This window comes from Actinoplanes cyaneus (genome assembly GCF_016862095.1).
In the GTDB taxonomy this organism is placed as follows: Bacteria; Actinomycetota; Actinomycetes; order Mycobacteriales; family Micromonosporaceae; genus Actinoplanes; species Actinoplanes cyaneus.
Window position 1 is genome coordinate 74,849 of the sequence record NZ_BOMH01000036.1, and the last position, 15,820, is coordinate 90,668.

The following is a 15,820-nucleotide window of genomic DNA, read 5'->3' on the forward strand; positions in this document are numbered from 1 at the left end:
GTGAGCGCTGACGAGAACACCCCGGTCGGCTGGGAGCAGGCCCGCGAGCTGGCCTACCAGGCCGGTCGCGCCGCCTGCGCCGGCACCGAGCAGGTCCCGCTGCCAGACGGTGACGGCCGCACCCTGGCCGAGCCGTTGCGCGCCCGCACCGCCCTGCCGGCGTTTCCCACCTCGAGCATCGACGGCTGGGCGGTCCGCGGTGACGGCCCGTGGCGGCGCGTCGGTCAGGTGCTGGCCGGCGGCACCCCGCCGCCGCTCACCGGCGACGGCACGTGCGTCGAGATCGCCACCGGCGCCATGGTGCCCGAGGGTGCCGCCGCGCTGATCCGCGTCGAGGAGTCCACCATCGACGCGGAGGGCCTGGTCACCGGCGTTCCGCGGCCCAACCCGGAGTGGCGCCTGCCCGGTGAGGAGGCCACGCTCGGCGAGGAGTTGTTCCCGGCCGGCACCCCGGTCGACCCGGCGGTCATCGGCGTCGCCGCGACGTGCGGACACGAGTTCCTGACCGTCCGCCCGCAGCCCCGCGCGGCCCTGCTCGTCTTCGGCGACGAGCTGCTCACCGAGGGCTCGCCCGGCGGCGGCCGGGTCCGCGACTCGCTCGGCCCGCAGGTCCCCTCCTGGCTGCGCCGCAGCGGCGCCACGGTGACCTCGGTCATCGGCCCGGTCAAGGACACTCTGGACGCGCACCTCGACGCGATCCGCACGGCCCTCGAGACCTCCGACGTGGTCTGCACCACCGGCGGCACCATGCACGGCCCGGTCGACCACCTGCACCCGTCACTGACCGAGCTCCGCGCGGACTATGTGGTGAACACCGTCGGCGTCCGCCCCGGTTTCCCCATGCTCCTCGCCCGCGTGCCCGGCCCGGACGGCCGCCCCCGTTTCCTCGCCGGCCTCCCAGGCAACCCGCAGTCCGCCGTGATCGCCCTGGTCAGTCTCGTCGCGCCGCTGCTCGCGGGCCTGGCGGGCCGTCCGTTCCGTGCCGACCTGCCCCTGGTCGAGGCCGCCACGCCGATCCCCGGTCGCGGCCGTGACACGCATCTCGCGCTGGCCGCTCTCGACCCGGCCGGCCGGGTCGCCACGCCGGTCGGTCACGTCGGCTCGGCCATGCTCCGCGGCCTGGCGAACGCTCACGGTTTCGTGGTCGTCCGCCCCGGCGTCAAGGTCGCAGCCGGCGACGCAGTCCCGTTCCTGCCCCTCCCGTTGCTGCCCGGAGAGCGCACATGACCGTCATCCTCGCCGAGGTCCTCGATACCCCGCTGGACCTCGCCGCCCATGAGGCCGCCGTCGCCGACCCGCGAGCCGGAGCGGTCGTCTCGTTCCAGGGCGTGGTCCGTGACCACGACGGCGGCCGCGGCGTGACCCTGCTCGAATATGAGGGCCATCCCTCCGCGGCCAAGGTCCTCCAGGAGGTCGCCGAGGAGATCGCCGCCGATCCCGCGGTCTACGCCGTCGCCGTCTCGCACCGCGTCGGCACGCTGCAGATCGGCGATGTGGCTCTGGTCGCCGCGGTCAGCACGGCGCACCGCGCGGCCGCCTTCGAGGCCTGCGGCCGCCTGGTCGACGAGGCCAAGGCCCGCCTCCCGATCTGGAAGCGCCAGGTCTTCACCGACGGTCAAGAAGAGTGGGTCAACTGCCCCTGACCTGAAGATCAACTTCAAGATCTTCAGGTCCCCTCTTCGCTGTGGTCCGGATCGTCGCTCCCGCGGGGACCCTTGCGGGCTTCGCAGGCCGCTGGCGCGGCCAGAACGCGAAGCCCTCCAGGGCGGCCTCCGTGGCGGGGCACGGTCACCCCAACCCCGCCGTGCCCACTCCGCCCCGCGCCCGGGCCAGTTCTCAGCTCGCCCCGCCGGCCCGCGCACCGCTCACCGTTCGCCCGCCGGTCGCGGTTCCCCGGCTGGTGCTCACGGTTGTTATCCGGGCTTGAAACAACCGTGAGTGCCAGCCGGGAGGGTGAGACGCGCAGCGGCCTGGCGCGGGGATCAGGTCGCGTCGCCGGCCCTGCGCGTCGTTCACCGTGCCGGTGCCGGTGCCGGTGCCGGTGCCGGTGCCGGTGAGGGTGAGGGTGAGGGTGCGGTGCGCGTGTGCGCGGGTCGCGGTTCCCCGGCGTGGGGACCAAATGGCGGCCCTGGCCCACGGGACCGGAGAGAGACGGGTCGGGCCTGGGAGGCGACAGGGTTCAGGGGCGGGAGCCTCGGGGGACCGGGATGGCGGCTGGATGCCGGTGGGGTTGTGGCTGGGCGGGCGGGAGCGGGGCCGAGCGCCACGGCAGCGTACTGGTCAGGATGATCAGGGCGAAGGCGTAGCCGTTCCACGGCAGCAGAGTCGTGGGGGCGGAGAGCAGCAGGGCGTACCCGCAAATCGCCGAGACGGCCAGGAACGTGTCGACGAACCTCGAGTGCCGTGATCCCCGGGCCGGCGCCCGGCGGCGCAGCGCGGCGTCGGCGAGCACCAGCAGCGCCGGGACCAGCCAGATCAGCTCGGCCGGGGTGGTCATCGGCCCGAAGGCCGCGGCGGCCAGCCCGATCAGCACGAACGCGGTCACCTCGTCCCCGGCGTAGCTCGCGGAGCGGGCCCGGATCATGCCCACGGCCACCAGCAGCACGCCCAGCGAGAGCCACACCAGGACGGGCGGCGCCGGGGTGCCGTCGAGGCGGGCGAGCACTCCGGCCAGGGCCTGGTTGCCGGCGGCGTCGAGGGATTCGGTCCGGTTCAGCTGCCACAGGGTGCTGCCGAACCAGGTGATCGTCTCGCGCGGGGCGAACAGCAGGCCGGCGAGAGTCACGGTGACGCACGTGGTGAGCGCGGTCAGGGCGGCCCGCCAGTGACGCAGCACGAAGAGACCGGCCAGGAAGAACACCGGCGTGACAGCGAACGCCGACGCCAGACCGATCCCCACGCCGGCCCACGAGCCGTCGAGCCAGCCGTGCCGGACGCGGTCCCGGAACGGAACGACCGGGTCGTCGACGCGCCACAGGGGCCAGCGCAGGGGAGCGGCCGGGTCCGGTGAGCGCGGCATCACGGGGTGCCGCAGGGAGCGGCGCAGAGCGACCAGGTCGGCCACGATCAGCCCGAACAGCAGCAACTCCGGCCGGCCTTCACCGAGCGTGGCCCGTACCGGCTCGGTGAGCATCGCCAACGCGGCGGCGACCAGGGCGAGGGGGGCGCGGCGGCGGCCGTACCGGCGGGCGATCGGGGCGGTCAGCGCGGCCGCGGCGAGCAGCAGCGCGACCACCCCGGTGAGGCCGAGGAGCCAGCCGGCCGCCTTCAACGGCAGCAGGGCGAGGGGCGCGAGGAGGATGGCGAGTGCGGGTGGCAGGGCGGCCCCGGCCTGGCTGAAGGGGTCGCGGTACGAGTACAGCTCCGCCCCGCCCAGCCAGTCCCGCACTGCCGCATGGGTGACGGCGAGCGTGCTCAGGCCGTACCGGGAAAGGTTTATCGAGATCAGTGCGAGGGTGACCAGGCCGCCGATGGTGACCAGCGCGGACCTGGTCCGGGCAGCGCGAGGCGCGCGTCTCTCGATGACCGGCATGGCTCGACCCCCGTCTCGTCCTCCGGGCACAGCACGGCTGCCACCAGCACGGGTTTGGCGGCAGGTCGGTGCCGGGCGGAACGAGCTAGTGCGGCCTTTCGTCGGCTTTAACGCCGGGGCCGCACGGAGGTTGTTATTCGGACAATTAGTGCATTCCGGTCGCGCACAGAGGGTGCGTCAGGGCAGCTTCCTCGCCGCGGTCGCGGACAGCGCGGCAATCTTCGCCTCGCGCTTGGCGGTGCGCACCGCACGACGGATGTCGCGCCGCGAGCGATCGACCGCATGGGTGAGCGACCGCTGCGACCGGTCCACCGCGTGGCTGAGCGAGCGCTGACCGCGGTCGACCGCGTGGGTGGTCCGATACCGCAGGCTCGGCTCGCCCTCGGTGTCGGCCGCTGCCAGCAGCAGGCCGCCGAGCAGACCCAGGTTCTTCAGGAAGTGGATCTGCTGATCCGGGCGGCGGTCCTTCGGAACGGCCCAGAACGGATGCCCGGCGAAGGTGGTCGGGAGCAGACCGGCGGCGAGGACCGCTGCGGCCGGCCGGGTGAACCGGCCGGTGGCCAGGGCGAGCCCGGCCAGCACGTCGGTCCCGGCCTTGAGCCGGACCAGCGTCTCGGGGTCGGTGGGCAGGCGGGGGTCGGTCTTCTCCAGCAGCGGAGTGAACCGGTCGGTGACCCGGCGGGCGGCCTGCACCCGCCCCTCACCGGGTTTGATCAGCACACGGACTCCGCTGATCACGAAGATCGAGGCGAGCATGGCTCGGGCGGCGGCGCGGACGGGCTTCATGGATTCCTTATACCCGTCCTGCGGAGATCACACCGGCTGTGTACGGAGGTAACGGCCGAAGTGCGGCACGGTGAACGCAACGGTGCCCCGTTCCCCCGAGTAGATGAGCCCCTTCTTGATCAGCGCGTCCCGGGCCGGTGACAGGCTGGCCGGCTTGCGTCCCAGGGCCACCGCGATGTCCGAGGTCGGCACCGCCGCGTCCATGTCGTTGCCGGGGTCGTTGGAGAGCGCGGCCATCGCCCGCATGTACTCGCGCTCGGCGGGGGTGGCCCGTTCGAAGCGCGAGCCGAAGAAGCCGACTGCCAGTTCGCTCTCCGCTTCCGGCGCCGCCACCCGCACGTCGCCGGCGGTGATCGGCGACTGCGGCGCGTGATCCCAGGTGGCTTTGCCGTAGGCCTGTACGAAGTACGGATATCCGCCCGACTTCTCGTAGAGCAGGTCGAGCGCCTCCTGGTCGTAGTCGACGCCCTCCCGCTCGGCCGGCACCCCGAGCGCCAGGTCGGCCGCGTCCCGGTCGAGGCGGTCGATGCGCTGATACCGGAAGAGCCGCTCGGAGTACGACTTGGCGGCTGACAGCACCGCCGGCAGATGCGGCAGCCCGGCACCGACCACGATCAGCGGCGCGCCGAGCTGCGAGAGCTCGTGGCAGGCGGCGCAGAGCGCGGACACGTCGGTCGCGCTCAGGTCCTGCATCTCGTCGATGAACAGGGCGATCCCGGTGCCCACGTCGGTGGCGAGCGACGCGGCGTCGGTGAAGAGCTCGACCAGATCGATCTCGATGTCGCCGGAGTCGGCGCGACCGCGCGCGGGCGGCACGTCGATGCCGGGCGCCCAGCGGTCGCGCAGCTTCGAGCCGCTGTCGTTGGCCCGTAGCGCGAACGCCTTGAGCACGGCCAGCACGTCGTCGACGCGTTCCGGGTCGCGGTGGTGCGGGGCCAGCTCACGGATCGCCATGTGCAGCGCGCCGGAGACCGGGCGGCGCAACGACTGGTCCGGCCGAGCCTCGATCTTGCCGGTGCCCCAGAGCCGGCCGATCGCCGCCGAGCGCAGGGTGTTGAGCAGCACCGTCTTGCCGACGCCGCGCAGGCCGGTGAGGACCAGGCTGCGTTCGGGGCGGCCGCGGGCCACACGTTCCAGCACGATGTCGAAGGCGTCCAGCTCACGGCCGCGCCCGGCCAGCTCGGGTGGACGCTGACCGGCGCCGGGAGCATAAGGGTTCCGCACCGGATCCATGACGTAGCACCGTATCGGGCCATCTAGGACCAACGCTAGAGTCCGCTCGATATGTCGCTCTAAAGCTGTCTAGGATTCTGGCTAGAAAAGGCTAGAGCGGGTCAGAGTCAGCCTGCGGGGTGCTCACGCAGGCACAGCACGAAGTCCACGTCGTCATACTCCGTGTCGTAGAAGTACCACTTGGTGTAACCAGGAACCTTGGAGCACTTCGCCACCGCATCCTTCTCGCCGGTGGTCCGCCCGTCGAAGCGTTTCAGCACCTCGTACGTGTTCTCCGAGCACGCCACGATGGTCAGCGCCGGCTCGGTGTTCGTGCCGCCGTTGTGCACGCACTGACCCGGGTTGGCGAAACGCGCGTCCGAGCTGGCCTGCGGACGGGCCAGGTTCCCCGCGGTGGACGACGCGGCGACCGGTGCCTGCGACTGATCCTTGCGACCCAGCAGGAACCACACCGTGGTCGCCAGCCCGCCACCGACCAGCACACTGAGCACCGCGATCAGCGCCGCGACCGCGACCCCGCGTTGGGGCGCGCGCGGCGCCGGTGCGGGTGCCGGGGCGGCCGACGGATATGCCGGGAACTGCTGATGCGGGATCGGCGGCGACTCCCAGCCCGGATCGCTCCGGTTGTCACCCCAGGGATCGGACGGCTCCGCATACGGCTCGCCGGAGGCAGACTTGTCCGAAGAGGCCGGACCGTCCGGTGAGGATGGCCCATCCGACCAGGGCGGTCCGGAGAACGGGCCGTTGTGTGACATCGGGAGATCCTCCTCGGCTGGCTGCCGGATGTCACGGTAGCGTGCGCCGCGTGCTGTGGACGGTTCTGTCCCGTTGTCCACAACCCGACCTGCGAGCGCCGTTCCGGACCGTTACCTTTCCGGCCCATGTCGTCACTACTGGTGATCATGGCGGGCGTGCTGGGTGGACTCCCGGCAGTTCTGCTGGCCCTGATCGATCTGCGGTCGCTGCGCCTGCCCGATCCCCTCGTCGCCGTGCTGGGCCTCGGCGCCGGGGTGCCACTGGCACTGCTCGCGCCGGCCCGGATCGGGCTCGCGCTGCTGGCGGGCCTGCTCGTCGGCGCCGGCTATCTGCTGATCGCGCTCCTGCCCGGGGACGGGCTCGGCCTCGGGGACGTGAAGCTCGGGGCGGTCCTGGCAGTGCTGCTGGGGCTCGCCGGTGGCTGGCCGGTCGTGCTGATCGGCCTGTTCGCGGCACACCTGATCGGCGCCGGAGTGGCAGTGTTCCTGCTGGCCACCCGGCGCCGCCGGATCTTCCCCTTCGGACCGGCGCTGCTGCTGGGCGCGCTGATCAGCGTTGTCACAGCAGCCTGAGCTGGCGATCCTTCGGTTTCGACCGCGCCGACTCACCCAGCCGCTCGAACAGGCCCGAGTCGATCACGTCGAGGAACGGTGTCGGATGCTGCTCCCGCTCGCTGCCGTGCCGGAACCGCTTCGCCGAGTAGCTCACGTACAGCCGATCCTGTGCGCGGGTCAGCCCGACGAAGAACAGCCGCCGTTCCTCGGCGATCTCCTCGTCGGTCGGCTGCGAACCCGGCCAGCGCAGCGGCAACAACCCGTCCTCGCAGCCGACCAGGAACACCACCGGGAACTCCAGGCCCTTGGCGGCGTGCAGGGTGAGCAGGTTCACCGCCTCGGCGCGCGGGTCGAGCGCGTCCACCTCGGCGCCGGTCTCCAGCTGCTGAAGGAACTGCGGCAGGTCGTCCCCGACCCGCTCGGCCAGTGGGGTGAGCAGGTCAGCCGCGGCCCAGATGTCCTCCGGGGCGATCTGCCCGCCGTCGAGCGTCGGCGCCGCGTACCGCTGAGCCAGCACCTGGGCGGCGAGCCGGATCCGCGCCGCGAGCGTGCCGCCCTGCCCGTCCGCGTGCCGCAGCTCGCGAGCGATGATCTCCACGCCGGGCCGGTCACGCAGCCGGTTGTGCGAGCGCTTCTGCACCGGCACGCCGGCCCGCGACAGCGCCTCCAGGATCGGGCCGGACTGCGCGTCGGTGCGGTACAGCACCGCGATGTCCGAGAACGACAGCGACCCGGCGGTGGCCGACCGCGAGTCGACCCGGCCCGAGTCGAGCGACCGGTGGGACAGGCCACCGACCAGCTCGTCGATCGTGCGGACCACGAAGTCGGCCTCGTCCGCGACGCTGCGCGCCGGGTAACGCCCGACCAGCGCGGCCTCCGGGTCCAGCCGGGCCGGGTCCAGCCGGCGGCCGCTGACCAGCGACGACGGCGCGATGGCCTGCACCGCGGCGGCCAGGATCGGCGCCGACGAGCGGTAGTTGCGGGTCAGCCGGACCAGGCGGGCGTCCACGAAGTCCTGGTTGAAACGGAGGAAGTAGCGCACGTCAGCGCCACGGAACGAGTAGATCGCCTGGTCCGGGTCACCGATCGCGCACAGGTTGCCGTCGGCCGGTGACAGCAGGCGCAGCAACTCGTACTGCAGCTCGTCGACGTCCTGATACTCGTCGACGAAGATCCACTGCCAGCGCCTGCGGTACTTCTCGACCAGCGCAGGATCCTCGCGCAGCAGCTCGACCGGGACGCTGATCAGGTCGTCCAGGTCCACCAGGTCCTGCTGGCGCAGCAGCTTGCGGTACGCGAGGTCGTCGTCGCCGGCCTGTTCCCGGGCGGCCTTCTGCTCCGGCTCCTCGGCGATCCGCCAGCCGGAGCCCAGCCCGGCGGCCTTCGCGTTCTCCTTCAGCACGGTCAGGCCCAGCGAGTGGAACGTGCCGACGGTGATGTCCTCGGCCACGTCCCCGAGCAGGCTCTCCAACCGCTCGCGCAGCTCGGCCGCGGCCCGGCGGGTGAACGTGATCGCCAGGCAACGCTCCGGGAAGACGCCCAGCTCGGCGCAGAGATACGCGATCCGATGGGTGAGCGTGCGGGTCTTGCCGGTGCCCGGGCCGGCCACGATCAGCAGCGGGCCGCCCGGTGCGGACGCGGCCACCCGCTGCATCGCGTCGAGCCGGTCCAGCAGGCCGGTGCCGACCTCTTCCATGCCGGCCAGCATCGGCTCGAACGGCTCGTGCGGGCTCGGCGGCGGGGCCAGCGGGGGCGGGGCCGGCTTCTCCTTGACCGCTTTCGCCTTCGGTTCCTTCTTGGGAGCCTTCGCGACCTTGGCCGCCGGCGCCGTCGGGAACATGTCGAAGAGCGTCTCGACCTGCGGGGCGCTGTTGCGGTTGCGCAGCTCACCGGGCTCGAAGAGGGTGATCACGCCATACTCGCCGTCATACCCCGGGACGCGCCGGACGTCGCCGCGCCGCAGCCGGGTGATCGCCTCGCGCAACTCGTCGCCGCCGGCCCTGCCGATCTCGTCGACCGGCACCTTGCGCAGGATGTCCAGCTCCGCGCCGAGCGTCGCCACCAGGTGGTTGAGCTGCGACTCGACGGTCTTCGACTTCGGGCCGACGCCGTGGATCTCACCGAGGATCTCGTGCAGCTGGATCAGGTGCTCGACGTGCGCGTCCCTGGCGAAGCCCTCCGGACGATCCGCGAGATCCTCGACCCGGCTCAGTACGCCCACGGTCAGTGGACGACCGCACTCCGGGCAGCGGCCGCCGGCCTCGCGGGTGCGCTCCGGCTCCCAGTTGACGCCGCACGCGCGATGACCGTCGGCGTGGTACTTCCCCTCTTCCGGGAAGAACTCGAGCGTGCCTGCCAGGCCGACGCCGTCCTTGACCGCGAAGTAGTCCGGGACGCCGGTGAACAGCGTGGCCTCGCGGGCCAGCGCGCCCGGCGAGTGTGCGTCCGAGTTCGAGACCAGGCGGTAACGGTCGAGGCTGGAGACCCGCCAGTTCATCGCCGGGTCACTCGACAGGCCGGTCTCCACCGCGGTGATGTGGTCGGCCAGGTCGGCATAGCAGTCGGCGATCGCGTCGAAGCCGGACTTCGAGCCGAGCGCGGAGAACCACGGCGTCCAGATGTGCGCCGGGATGAGATAGCCACCGGCCTGGAGCGTGATCTCCAGCAGGTCCCGCGAGTCCAGGCCGAGAATCGGACGGCCGTCCGCGGTCAGGTTGCCGATCCTGCCCAGGGCGGTGTTGATCCTCGCGGCGGACTCGAAGTCGGGCGCGTAGAGCAGGTGGTGGACCTTGCGGGTGCGGTCGTCACGCTTGTAGATCGTGGAGATCTCCACGCTCAGCATGAACCGTGCCGGGTCCGTGCCCTTCAGCGAGCCGGGCAGCCGCTCGGTGACCGGGCCCTCGTCGTTCAGCCGATAGAGACCGGGCTCGGCCGGCGTCAGGCTCTCCCGGAGGTGCTCGAACCACGCCGGGTGGGTGAAGTCGCCGGTGCCCAGCAGCGCGATGCCCTTGCGCCGGGCCCACCAGGCCAGGTTGGGCAGGGTCAGATCGCGACTGCAGGCTCGCGAGAACCGCGAGTGGATGTGTAGGTCGGCAACGTATGTGTCCGAGCTGACCTCCACGTCTCGCATCCTGTCATGGCCGTCGGTTCCGGCACGAATCGCCACGCTCAAACACACTTACCGATCTTGATGAGTTACGCCATGCGGAGTTCGACCACCGTGACCTGCGGCGGCGCGCCAACACGCACCGGAGGGCCCCAGAAGCCCGCGCCGTTGGTCACGTAAACCGGCACTCCGTCGACCCGCCCGAAGCCGGAGACTACCGGTTGCTGCAATGTCACGAGGAGGTTGAACGGCGCCATCTGCCCGCCGTGGGTGTGCCCGGAAACCTGCAGATCCACCCCGTACGGCGCGGCGTCCTTCGCGGCCAGGGGCTGGTGCGCCATCAGCACCACCGGGCGGCTCCGGTCCCGATCGCCGAGCGCCTTGCCGAAGTCGGCCGGGTCACCGTGCTGATCGCCGCCCAGGTCGTTGACACCGGCCAGGTCCAGCCCGTCGATCTCCACACGCTCGTTGCGGAGCGGGCGCATGCCCAGCTCGGTGACCTCCCCGATCCACGGCTCGAAGCCGGAGTAGTACTCGTGGTTGCCGGTCACGAAGTAGGCGCCCCTGCGTGACTCGATCCCGCGCAGCGGCTCGGCGAGCCGCCCCAGCTCCGCGACAGTGCCGTCGACAAGGTCACCGACGACGCACACGACGTCCGCGTTCACCGAATTGATCACACGGGTGATGCGCTGGGCGTGCCCGATGCCGGTCAGCGGCCCCAGGTGGATGTCCGAGACGACCGCCAGCCGGGTCCCGTCCATCGCCCGCGGCAGCTTCGCGATCGGAATCCGCACCCGGTCGATCCGCGGCGCGCTGGTCGCCGTGCGCACCCCGTAGCCGGTCACGCCTGCCGCGGTCAGCCCGGCGAAGATCGCCGCACCCCGGGCCAGCACCAGACGCCGATCCATCCCCTCGCCGACCGCCCCGGAGCCGGAGCCGGTGTTGCCAGGTCCGGAGTTTCTGACGCCCGGCTCCGCAGCCGGTGCGTGCGTGTCGCCGTCGATCGTCTCCCCCGCGGCGATCACCGGCTGCAACTCACGGTCCGCCGCCAGGTTGCGGCTCTGCGGCGCTTCCGCGCGTTTCCCGGTACGCCCGTGGCGCGCCCACGTCAGCCGCAGGACGAGCCGCGGAATCTCCAGCACGATGAGGGTGACCAGGAGGTAGAACAGCAGCGCGAGCCACAGGTATCCCGGCCAGGCCAGCCACTTGAGATGCCCACTGCGCACCCCGATGAGGGTCGCCGGCCCGAGCAGCCCCAGCGCGACGGCGATCACCGCGCTCACCCGCCGAGCCCAGCGCGAACGCACCGTGTCCCCGGCCAGCCGCTTCCACAGGTAGGCGTAGACAAGGCCGATGACGACCACCAGGATCACCGCGACGATCGCCACCAAGTCTTCCTCCCCAACAGCCGTCCCACCGTAACCGGCCATCCCCCGAGCCGAGCCAAGTCTCCCCGACCCTCGGTGTCACCGCCGCACCGCACCCTCGGCCCCACAACCACGTCGCCGCCAGGCGGCCGTGTCGTGGCCGCCGCACCGACGCCCGTGTCGCCACCAGGTGCGGTGTCGTGGCCGCACGACGCCACCCCCTCCGACGGCGTCGTGCCTCGCCACGCAGCCCCCGGTGTTGCCGCACCGGCGGGATCAAGGGGCGTCACCGGGTTGCCGAAACGCCGCGGAGCAGCGCGCATCACCCCGAGCCGATGCGAGCCGCCCCGAAGCGTTCCCGCTTCCCGAGTGACTGGAATCCTGCCCGAGGGGTACGACAAAAACGCGAAGCCCGAGGCGCCCCGGGTGGTAAGCGACCGAACCAGCCGAGGAATGGTGGAACCGGTCAGCCGCCGGCGAAGGGCGGCAGGACGTCGATCGTCGCGCCGGCCGGCAGGACCGCGCGCCGATCGTGGCAGGCCAACCCGTCCACCAGGAAGCTGGCGGCCTTGAGAACCAGCCCCAGCCGCTCCCCGTGCCGACTGGTGAGGACCTCGGCCAGATCCTCCAGGGACCCGGCGGAGACCTCCTCGGCGGAGACTCCCCCGGCCGCGGCACGCGCTCCGGCGAAGTAGCGAACGGTCAGCAACGCTCTGCTCCCCACGAGACGATCAGCCCCCGATGGCGGACATCGGCCGGGCCGGCTGCAGGAAGGCGGGATCGTCGATCCCGTGCCCGGCCCGCTTGCCCCGCATCGCCACCCGCCAGGCCTCGGCGATCTCGGTGTCCGGAGCACCGTCGCGCAGCAGTTTGCGCAGGTCGCTCTCGTCGGTGGCGAACAGGCAGTTCCGCACCTGGCCGTCGGCGGTCAGGCGGGTGCGGTCGCAATCCCCGCAGAACGGCCGGGTCACACTCCCGATCACGCCCACCCGTGCCGGCTCCCCGGCCGCGTCGACGTGCCCCGGGACCAGCCAGGTCTCGGCTGGAGCCGTTCCACGTGAAACATCGTCAGGCCGGAGATCGAAGGGCTTCAGCGCCGCCAGGATCTCCTCCGCGGTCACCATCGTGTGCCGATCCCACTGGTGCTGGGCGTCCAGCGGCATCTGCTCGATGAACCGCAATTGATACCCGTGTTCCAGCGCGAACCGCAGCAAGGCCGGCGCCTCGTCGTCGTTGACCCCGCGCATCAGTACCGTGTTGATCTTCACGGGGGTGAGCCCGGCCTCGGCCGCGGCGCGGAGGCCACTCAGCACATCGGCGTGCCGGTCACGGCGGGTCAGCGTGTGGAATCGGCCCGGGTCGAGCGTGTCGAGCGAAACGTTCACCCGGTCGAGCCCGGCGTCCCGCAGGGCCGGAGCGAGCCGATCCAGCCCGATCCCGTTCGTCGTCACCGAGAGCCGGGGCCGGGGCGTCAGCCGCGCCGTCTCGGCGATGATGCCCACCAGGCCACGCCGGATCAGCGGCTCCCCGCCGGTGAACCGCACCTCGGTGATGCCGAGCTGCTCCACGGCGATCCGCACCAGGCGGACCACCTCGTCGTCGGTGAGCTGCTCGGGCTGCGGCATCCAGGCCAGACCCTCGGCGGGCATGCAATACGTGCACCGCAGATTGCACCGATCGGTGAGGGAGACCCGCAGATCGGTGGCGACCCGGCCGAACCGATCGGCGAGCATCATCACAGCTGCCACCGCCACCGCTCGGCCGATCTCGACGTCTCGCTCACGAATCGAATCTAGCCGCTCCTCCGCCAAGTTGCCGCTAGGCATATCGGCCTGTGGACAACGGACGACCGATTCCGAGCCTGTGCAGAACGGATGAGTGATGCGGTCAGCGCGCAAGACGGCCCGCGGCGGCGTCCTTCACGGCAGGTCAGCGCGCAGGACGACCCGCGCCGGCGGCCGCCACGGCAGGTCAGCCACGCAGGACGGCCGTGGCGGCGGTCACCACGGCGTCCGCGAACTGCGCCCCGAACGCCGCTGTGTGCACCAGCAGAAGATGCAGCTGATGCAACGGCACCCGCCGCTCCCACCCGTCGGCGAGCGGCCACTCCGCCCGATACGCACCCATGAGCACATCGAGCTGAGTCACCCCGCCGAACAGCGACAACGTGGCGAGGTCGGTCTCCCGGTGGCCCCCGTGCGCCGCGGGATCGACGAGCCACCCGCGACCGTCGGCACCCCACAGCAGGTTCCCGGGCCACAGGTCACCATGGATCCGTGCCGGGGGCTCCTCCACGCCGTACCGGTCAATCGTCTCGATGATCTCCTCGACCATCGCGACGCCGTCGCCGGAAAGCGCGCCTCGATCAGCGGAAAGCCGCAGGTAGGGCAGCAGTCGGCGCTCGGCGAACCAGCCGCTCCACGGCCCGCCGGAGGGTGTGTTGTCGAGCGGGAGCGGCCCGATCCATCCCGGCCACGGCGCGCCGAAGGTCTCCGCCCCGCTGCGGTGCAACGCCGCGAGCCCACGGCCGAGAAGCTCCGCGGCCCGACGGCTGGCCTGGCCTTCCTCCACCCACTCGGTCACGATCAGATGCGGAAGAGCAACGATCATTTCCGGTACGGGCACCGCTCCCGCCTCGCCCAGCCAGCGCAAACCCGCCGCTTCCGCCGCGAAGTACCCCTCCGGCGCCTGCTCGTCGGATTTGGCGAACAGCGAGACCCCGTCGTCGAGCGTCAACCGCGAGATGCCCGCCCGCACCGGCGTCTCCCGGATCCGCTGATGCGTGAGAAATGTCGGGAGGTGCTCCGGGTGCGCGCGCAGATACGCCATGTCCACCCGGTTATCTTGCGCTTCGGGTGACGGACATCCCATTTCAGAGGCAAAATGTCGGCATGGCCCCTGTCGCAGTGCGTTCATACCGCCCGAGTGACCACTCCGCGGGCCGACGGCTGTGGGCTGAGCTGACCCGCCAGCAGAACGAGATGTACGGCGAGGCCGACGACGACGGTGGCGCCGGCTTCGAGGAATACCTGACCAGGCTCGATCTCAGTGGGCTGTGGGTCGCCGACCACGCCGACGACGGGGTGATCGGGATGGTCGGGCTGATCATGCGGAACCGGGCCGGCGTGGTCGAGCCGGTCGTCGTCACGATCACCCACCGTCACAAGGGGGTCGGCCGCAAGCTGCTGCAACACGTGGCGGCCGAGGCCAAGAAGCGGAGCATGACGTCGCTGACCATCTCGCCGTCGTCGCGCAACGTGGAGGCGATCCGCAGCCTGCACGCGGCCGGTTACGACGTGGTCTCCTCGATCGAGCTCACCATGGATCTCGACCGTCACCCGCACGCCTGGCAGCAGGAGGGCCTGGAGTTGCAGGGCCTGCCCTTCCGTAACTGACGCTCGGCCGCGGCCTGTGGACGAGTTGTCCACAGCGGTCGCGATCGGCATTCGGCGGCCGCGCGGAACGAGCCAGGCTGCCGTGCATGACAGCCAGCCGCAGCCTCGCCATCCGCACACCCGCCGAGCTCATCGCCGTCGTGCCGTTCGTGATGGGCTATCACCCGAACAACAGCGTCGCCCTGGTCGGCCTCGCCGGCTCGCGGATGGAGTTCGCCGCCTGCCACGACCTGCCTCCGCCGGAGGTGAGCGACGCCGACGCCGAGCTGGCGGCCGACGCGGTCGCCGACGTGGTGACCCGCCAGCAGCCGACCCGGGTGGTCATCGTCGGCTACGGGACGGCCCGGCGAGCCCTTCCGGCACTGCTGCGCAGCGCTGAGGCGGTGCGCCGCCGCGGCGTGGAGGTGTTCGACGTGATGCGGGTCGAGAACGGGCGCTGGTGGTCCTACGCCTGTCCGGACAGGGAGTGCTGCCCGCCGGAGGGCACCCCCTGCCTGCCGGGCGACAGCGTGATCGCCGCCGAGGCGACGTTCCACGGGGCGGTCGCCCTGCCGAGCCGCAAGGACCTGGTCGCGCAGGTGGCCGCCGTCGACGGCGCCGAGCGCGCCGAGATGGTCCGGGCGACCGAGAGGGCTCGGCGCCGCTTCACCGACCTGCTCGCCGAGGATCTGACCGCGGAGCGCTGCGGACGGCTGATCCGGCAGCAGGGCAAGCTCGCGATCCGCGCGGCGGAGAAGTGCTACCGCTCGGGCCGCTCCCTCGAGCCGGACGAGATCGCCTGGCTCGGCGTGCTGCTCGTCGACCGTTCGGTGGAGGATCTCGCGCTGGACCGGGCCGCCACCGCGCACGAGTGGCAGATCCGGCTCTGGACCGACGTGCTGCGCCGGGTCGAGCCGGCCTACGTCGCGCCCGCGGGCTGCCTGCTCGCTTTCACCGCGTGGCAGGCCGGGTTCGGTGCGCTGGCCCGGGTCGCGGTGGACCGGGCCATCGCCGAGGAGCCGCAGCACCAGATGGCCGAGCTGCTGCACAACGTGCTGGGCTTCGGGCTCGCACCGCACATGCTGCGCAGGCCCGGGCGGGCCCGATGAGGT

The 15,820-nt window shown here is 71.8% G+C and carries 14 protein-coding genes; 5 read left to right on the forward strand and 9 right to left on the reverse strand.

Annotated elements, in window-relative coordinates; genetic code table 11:
* Both Acy02nite_RS22760 and Acy02nite_RS22765 read left to right on the forward strand, forming a co-directional pair.
* A complete protein-coding gene (locus tag Acy02nite_RS22760) occupies positions 1-1,227 on the forward strand; it encodes a molybdopterin molybdotransferase MoeA (RefSeq protein WP_203743695.1) in 1,227 nt (408 codons plus the stop codon).
* On the forward strand, positions 1,224-1,643 hold the full coding sequence (locus Acy02nite_RS22765; RefSeq protein ID WP_203743697.1) for a molybdenum cofactor biosynthesis protein MoaE: 420 nt from the start codon (positions 1,224-1,226) through the stop codon (positions 1,641-1,643). The genes Acy02nite_RS22760 and Acy02nite_RS22765 overlap by 4 nt, the downstream gene beginning before the upstream one ends.
* Before the next feature lie 536 nt (positions 1,644-2,179).
* On the opposite strand, the gene Acy02nite_RS22770 is transcribed toward Acy02nite_RS22765, so the two are convergent.
* From Acy02nite_RS22770 to Acy02nite_RS22785, 4 genes are all read right to left on the reverse strand, one after another.
* A complete protein-coding gene (locus tag Acy02nite_RS22770; RefSeq protein WP_239175104.1) occupies positions 2,180-3,532 on the reverse strand; it encodes a glycosyltransferase family 87 protein in 1,353 nt (450 codons plus the stop codon).
* A 177-nt stretch (positions 3,533-3,709) separates the two neighbouring features.
* On the reverse strand, positions 3,710-4,318 hold the full coding sequence (locus tag Acy02nite_RS22775; RefSeq protein ID WP_203743701.1) for a DoxX family protein: 609 nt from the start codon (positions 4,316-4,318) through the stop codon (positions 3,710-3,712).
* 27 nt (positions 4,319-4,345) lie between these two features.
* A complete protein-coding gene (locus tag Acy02nite_RS22780; RefSeq protein WP_203743703.1) occupies positions 4,346-5,551 on the reverse strand; it encodes an ATP-binding protein in 1,206 nt (401 codons plus the stop codon).
* 107 nt (positions 5,552-5,658) lie between these two features.
* Complete coding sequence (locus Acy02nite_RS22785) at positions 5,659-6,306, reverse strand: LppU/SCO3897 family protein (protein ID WP_203743705.1); 648 nt, start codon at positions 6,304-6,306, stop codon at positions 5,659-5,661.
* Between the two features lie 126 nt (positions 6,307-6,432).
* On the opposite strand from Acy02nite_RS22785, the gene Acy02nite_RS22790 reads away from it, so the two are divergent.
* On the forward strand, positions 6,433-6,879 hold the full coding sequence (locus Acy02nite_RS22790; RefSeq protein WP_239175105.1) for a prepilin peptidase: 447 nt from the start codon (positions 6,433-6,435) through the stop codon (positions 6,877-6,879).
* Here the strand turns inward: Acy02nite_RS22790 and Acy02nite_RS22795 are convergent.
* The 5 genes from Acy02nite_RS22795 to Acy02nite_RS22815 all read right to left on the reverse strand — a co-directional run bounded on the left by Acy02nite_RS22795 (position 6,866) and on the right by Acy02nite_RS22815 (position 14,169).
* Positions 6,866-9,991: a UvrD-helicase domain-containing protein gene (locus Acy02nite_RS22795; RefSeq protein ID WP_203743707.1), complete on the reverse strand. Its 3,126-nt coding sequence runs from the start codon at positions 9,989-9,991 to the stop codon at positions 6,866-6,868. The two genes, Acy02nite_RS22790 and Acy02nite_RS22795, sit on opposite strands and share 14 nt — an antisense overlap.
* Before the next feature lie 65 nt (positions 9,992-10,056).
* Entirely contained in the window at positions 10,057-11,397 is a 1,341-nt protein-coding gene (locus tag Acy02nite_RS22800; protein ID WP_203743709.1) for a metallophosphoesterase, read from the reverse strand.
* Between the two features lie 403 nt (positions 11,398-11,800).
* Positions 11,801-12,043, reverse strand: a complete 243-nt coding sequence (locus Acy02nite_RS22805) for a MoaD/ThiS family protein (protein WP_203743711.1) — start codon at positions 12,041-12,043, stop codon at positions 11,801-11,803.
* 22 nt (positions 12,044-12,065) lie between these two features.
* Entirely contained in the window at positions 12,066-13,070 is a 1,005-nt protein-coding gene (moaA, locus tag Acy02nite_RS22810) for a GTP 3',8-cyclase MoaA (protein ID WP_239175136.1), read from the reverse strand.
* A gap of 235 nt (positions 13,071-13,305) precedes the next feature.
* Positions 13,306-14,169 carry a fructosamine kinase family protein gene (locus tag Acy02nite_RS22815; RefSeq protein ID WP_203743715.1) on the reverse strand — a complete coding sequence of 288 codons (864 nt, stop codon included), beginning with the start codon at positions 14,167-14,169 and terminating at the stop codon, positions 13,306-13,308.
* A 56-nt stretch (positions 14,170-14,225) separates the two neighbouring features.
* On the opposite strand from Acy02nite_RS22815, the gene Acy02nite_RS22820 reads away from it, so the two are divergent.
* Positions 14,226-14,729, forward strand: coding sequence for a GNAT family N-acetyltransferase (locus Acy02nite_RS22820; protein ID WP_203743717.1), 504 nt, complete (start codon positions 14,226-14,228; stop codon positions 14,727-14,729).
* An 86-nt stretch (positions 14,730-14,815) separates the two neighbouring features.
* On the forward strand, positions 14,816-15,817 hold the full coding sequence (locus tag Acy02nite_RS22825) for a DUF4192 domain-containing protein (RefSeq protein WP_203743719.1): 1,002 nt from the start codon (positions 14,816-14,818) through the stop codon (positions 15,815-15,817).
* The last annotated feature ends 3 nt before the right edge of the window (positions 15,818-15,820 follow it).

Coding starts and splice junctions, on each gene's coding strand:
- Acy02nite_RS22765 (WP_203743697.1), top strand. CDS start 1,224: ATGACCGTCATCCTCGCCGAGGTCCTCGATACCCCGCTGGACCTCGCC.
- Acy02nite_RS22770 (WP_239175104.1), bottom strand. CDS start 3,532: ATGCCGGTCATCGAGAGACGCGCGCCTCGCGCTGCCCGGACCAGGTCC.
- Acy02nite_RS22775 (WP_203743701.1), bottom strand. CDS start 4,318: ATGAAGCCCGTCCGCGCCGCCGCCCGAGCCATGCTCGCCTCGATCTTC.
- Acy02nite_RS22780 (WP_203743703.1), bottom strand. CDS start 5,551: ATGGATCCGGTGCGGAACCCTTATGCTCCCGGCGCCGGTCAGCGTCCA.
- Acy02nite_RS22785 (WP_203743705.1), bottom strand. CDS start 6,306: ATGTCACACAACGGCCCGTTCTCCGGACCGCCCTGGTCGGATGGGCCA.
- Acy02nite_RS22790 (WP_239175105.1), top strand. CDS start 6,433: ATGTCGTCACTACTGGTGATCATGGCGGGCGTGCTGGGTGGACTCCCG.
- Acy02nite_RS22795 (WP_203743707.1), bottom strand. CDS start 9,991: ATGCGAGACGTGGAGGTCAGCTCGGACACATACGTTGCCGACCTACAC.
- Acy02nite_RS22800 (WP_203743709.1), bottom strand. CDS start 11,397: ATGGCCGGTTACGGTGGGACGGCTGTTGGGGAGGAAGACTTGGTGGCG.
- moaA (WP_239175136.1), bottom strand. CDS start 13,070: ATGATGCTCGCCGATCGGTTCGGCCGGGTCGCCACCGATCTGCGGGTC.
- Acy02nite_RS22820 (WP_203743717.1), top strand. CDS start 14,226: ATGGCCCCTGTCGCAGTGCGTTCATACCGCCCGAGTGACCACTCCGCG.
- Acy02nite_RS22825 (WP_203743719.1), top strand. CDS start 14,816: ATGACAGCCAGCCGCAGCCTCGCCATCCGCACACCCGCCGAGCTCATC.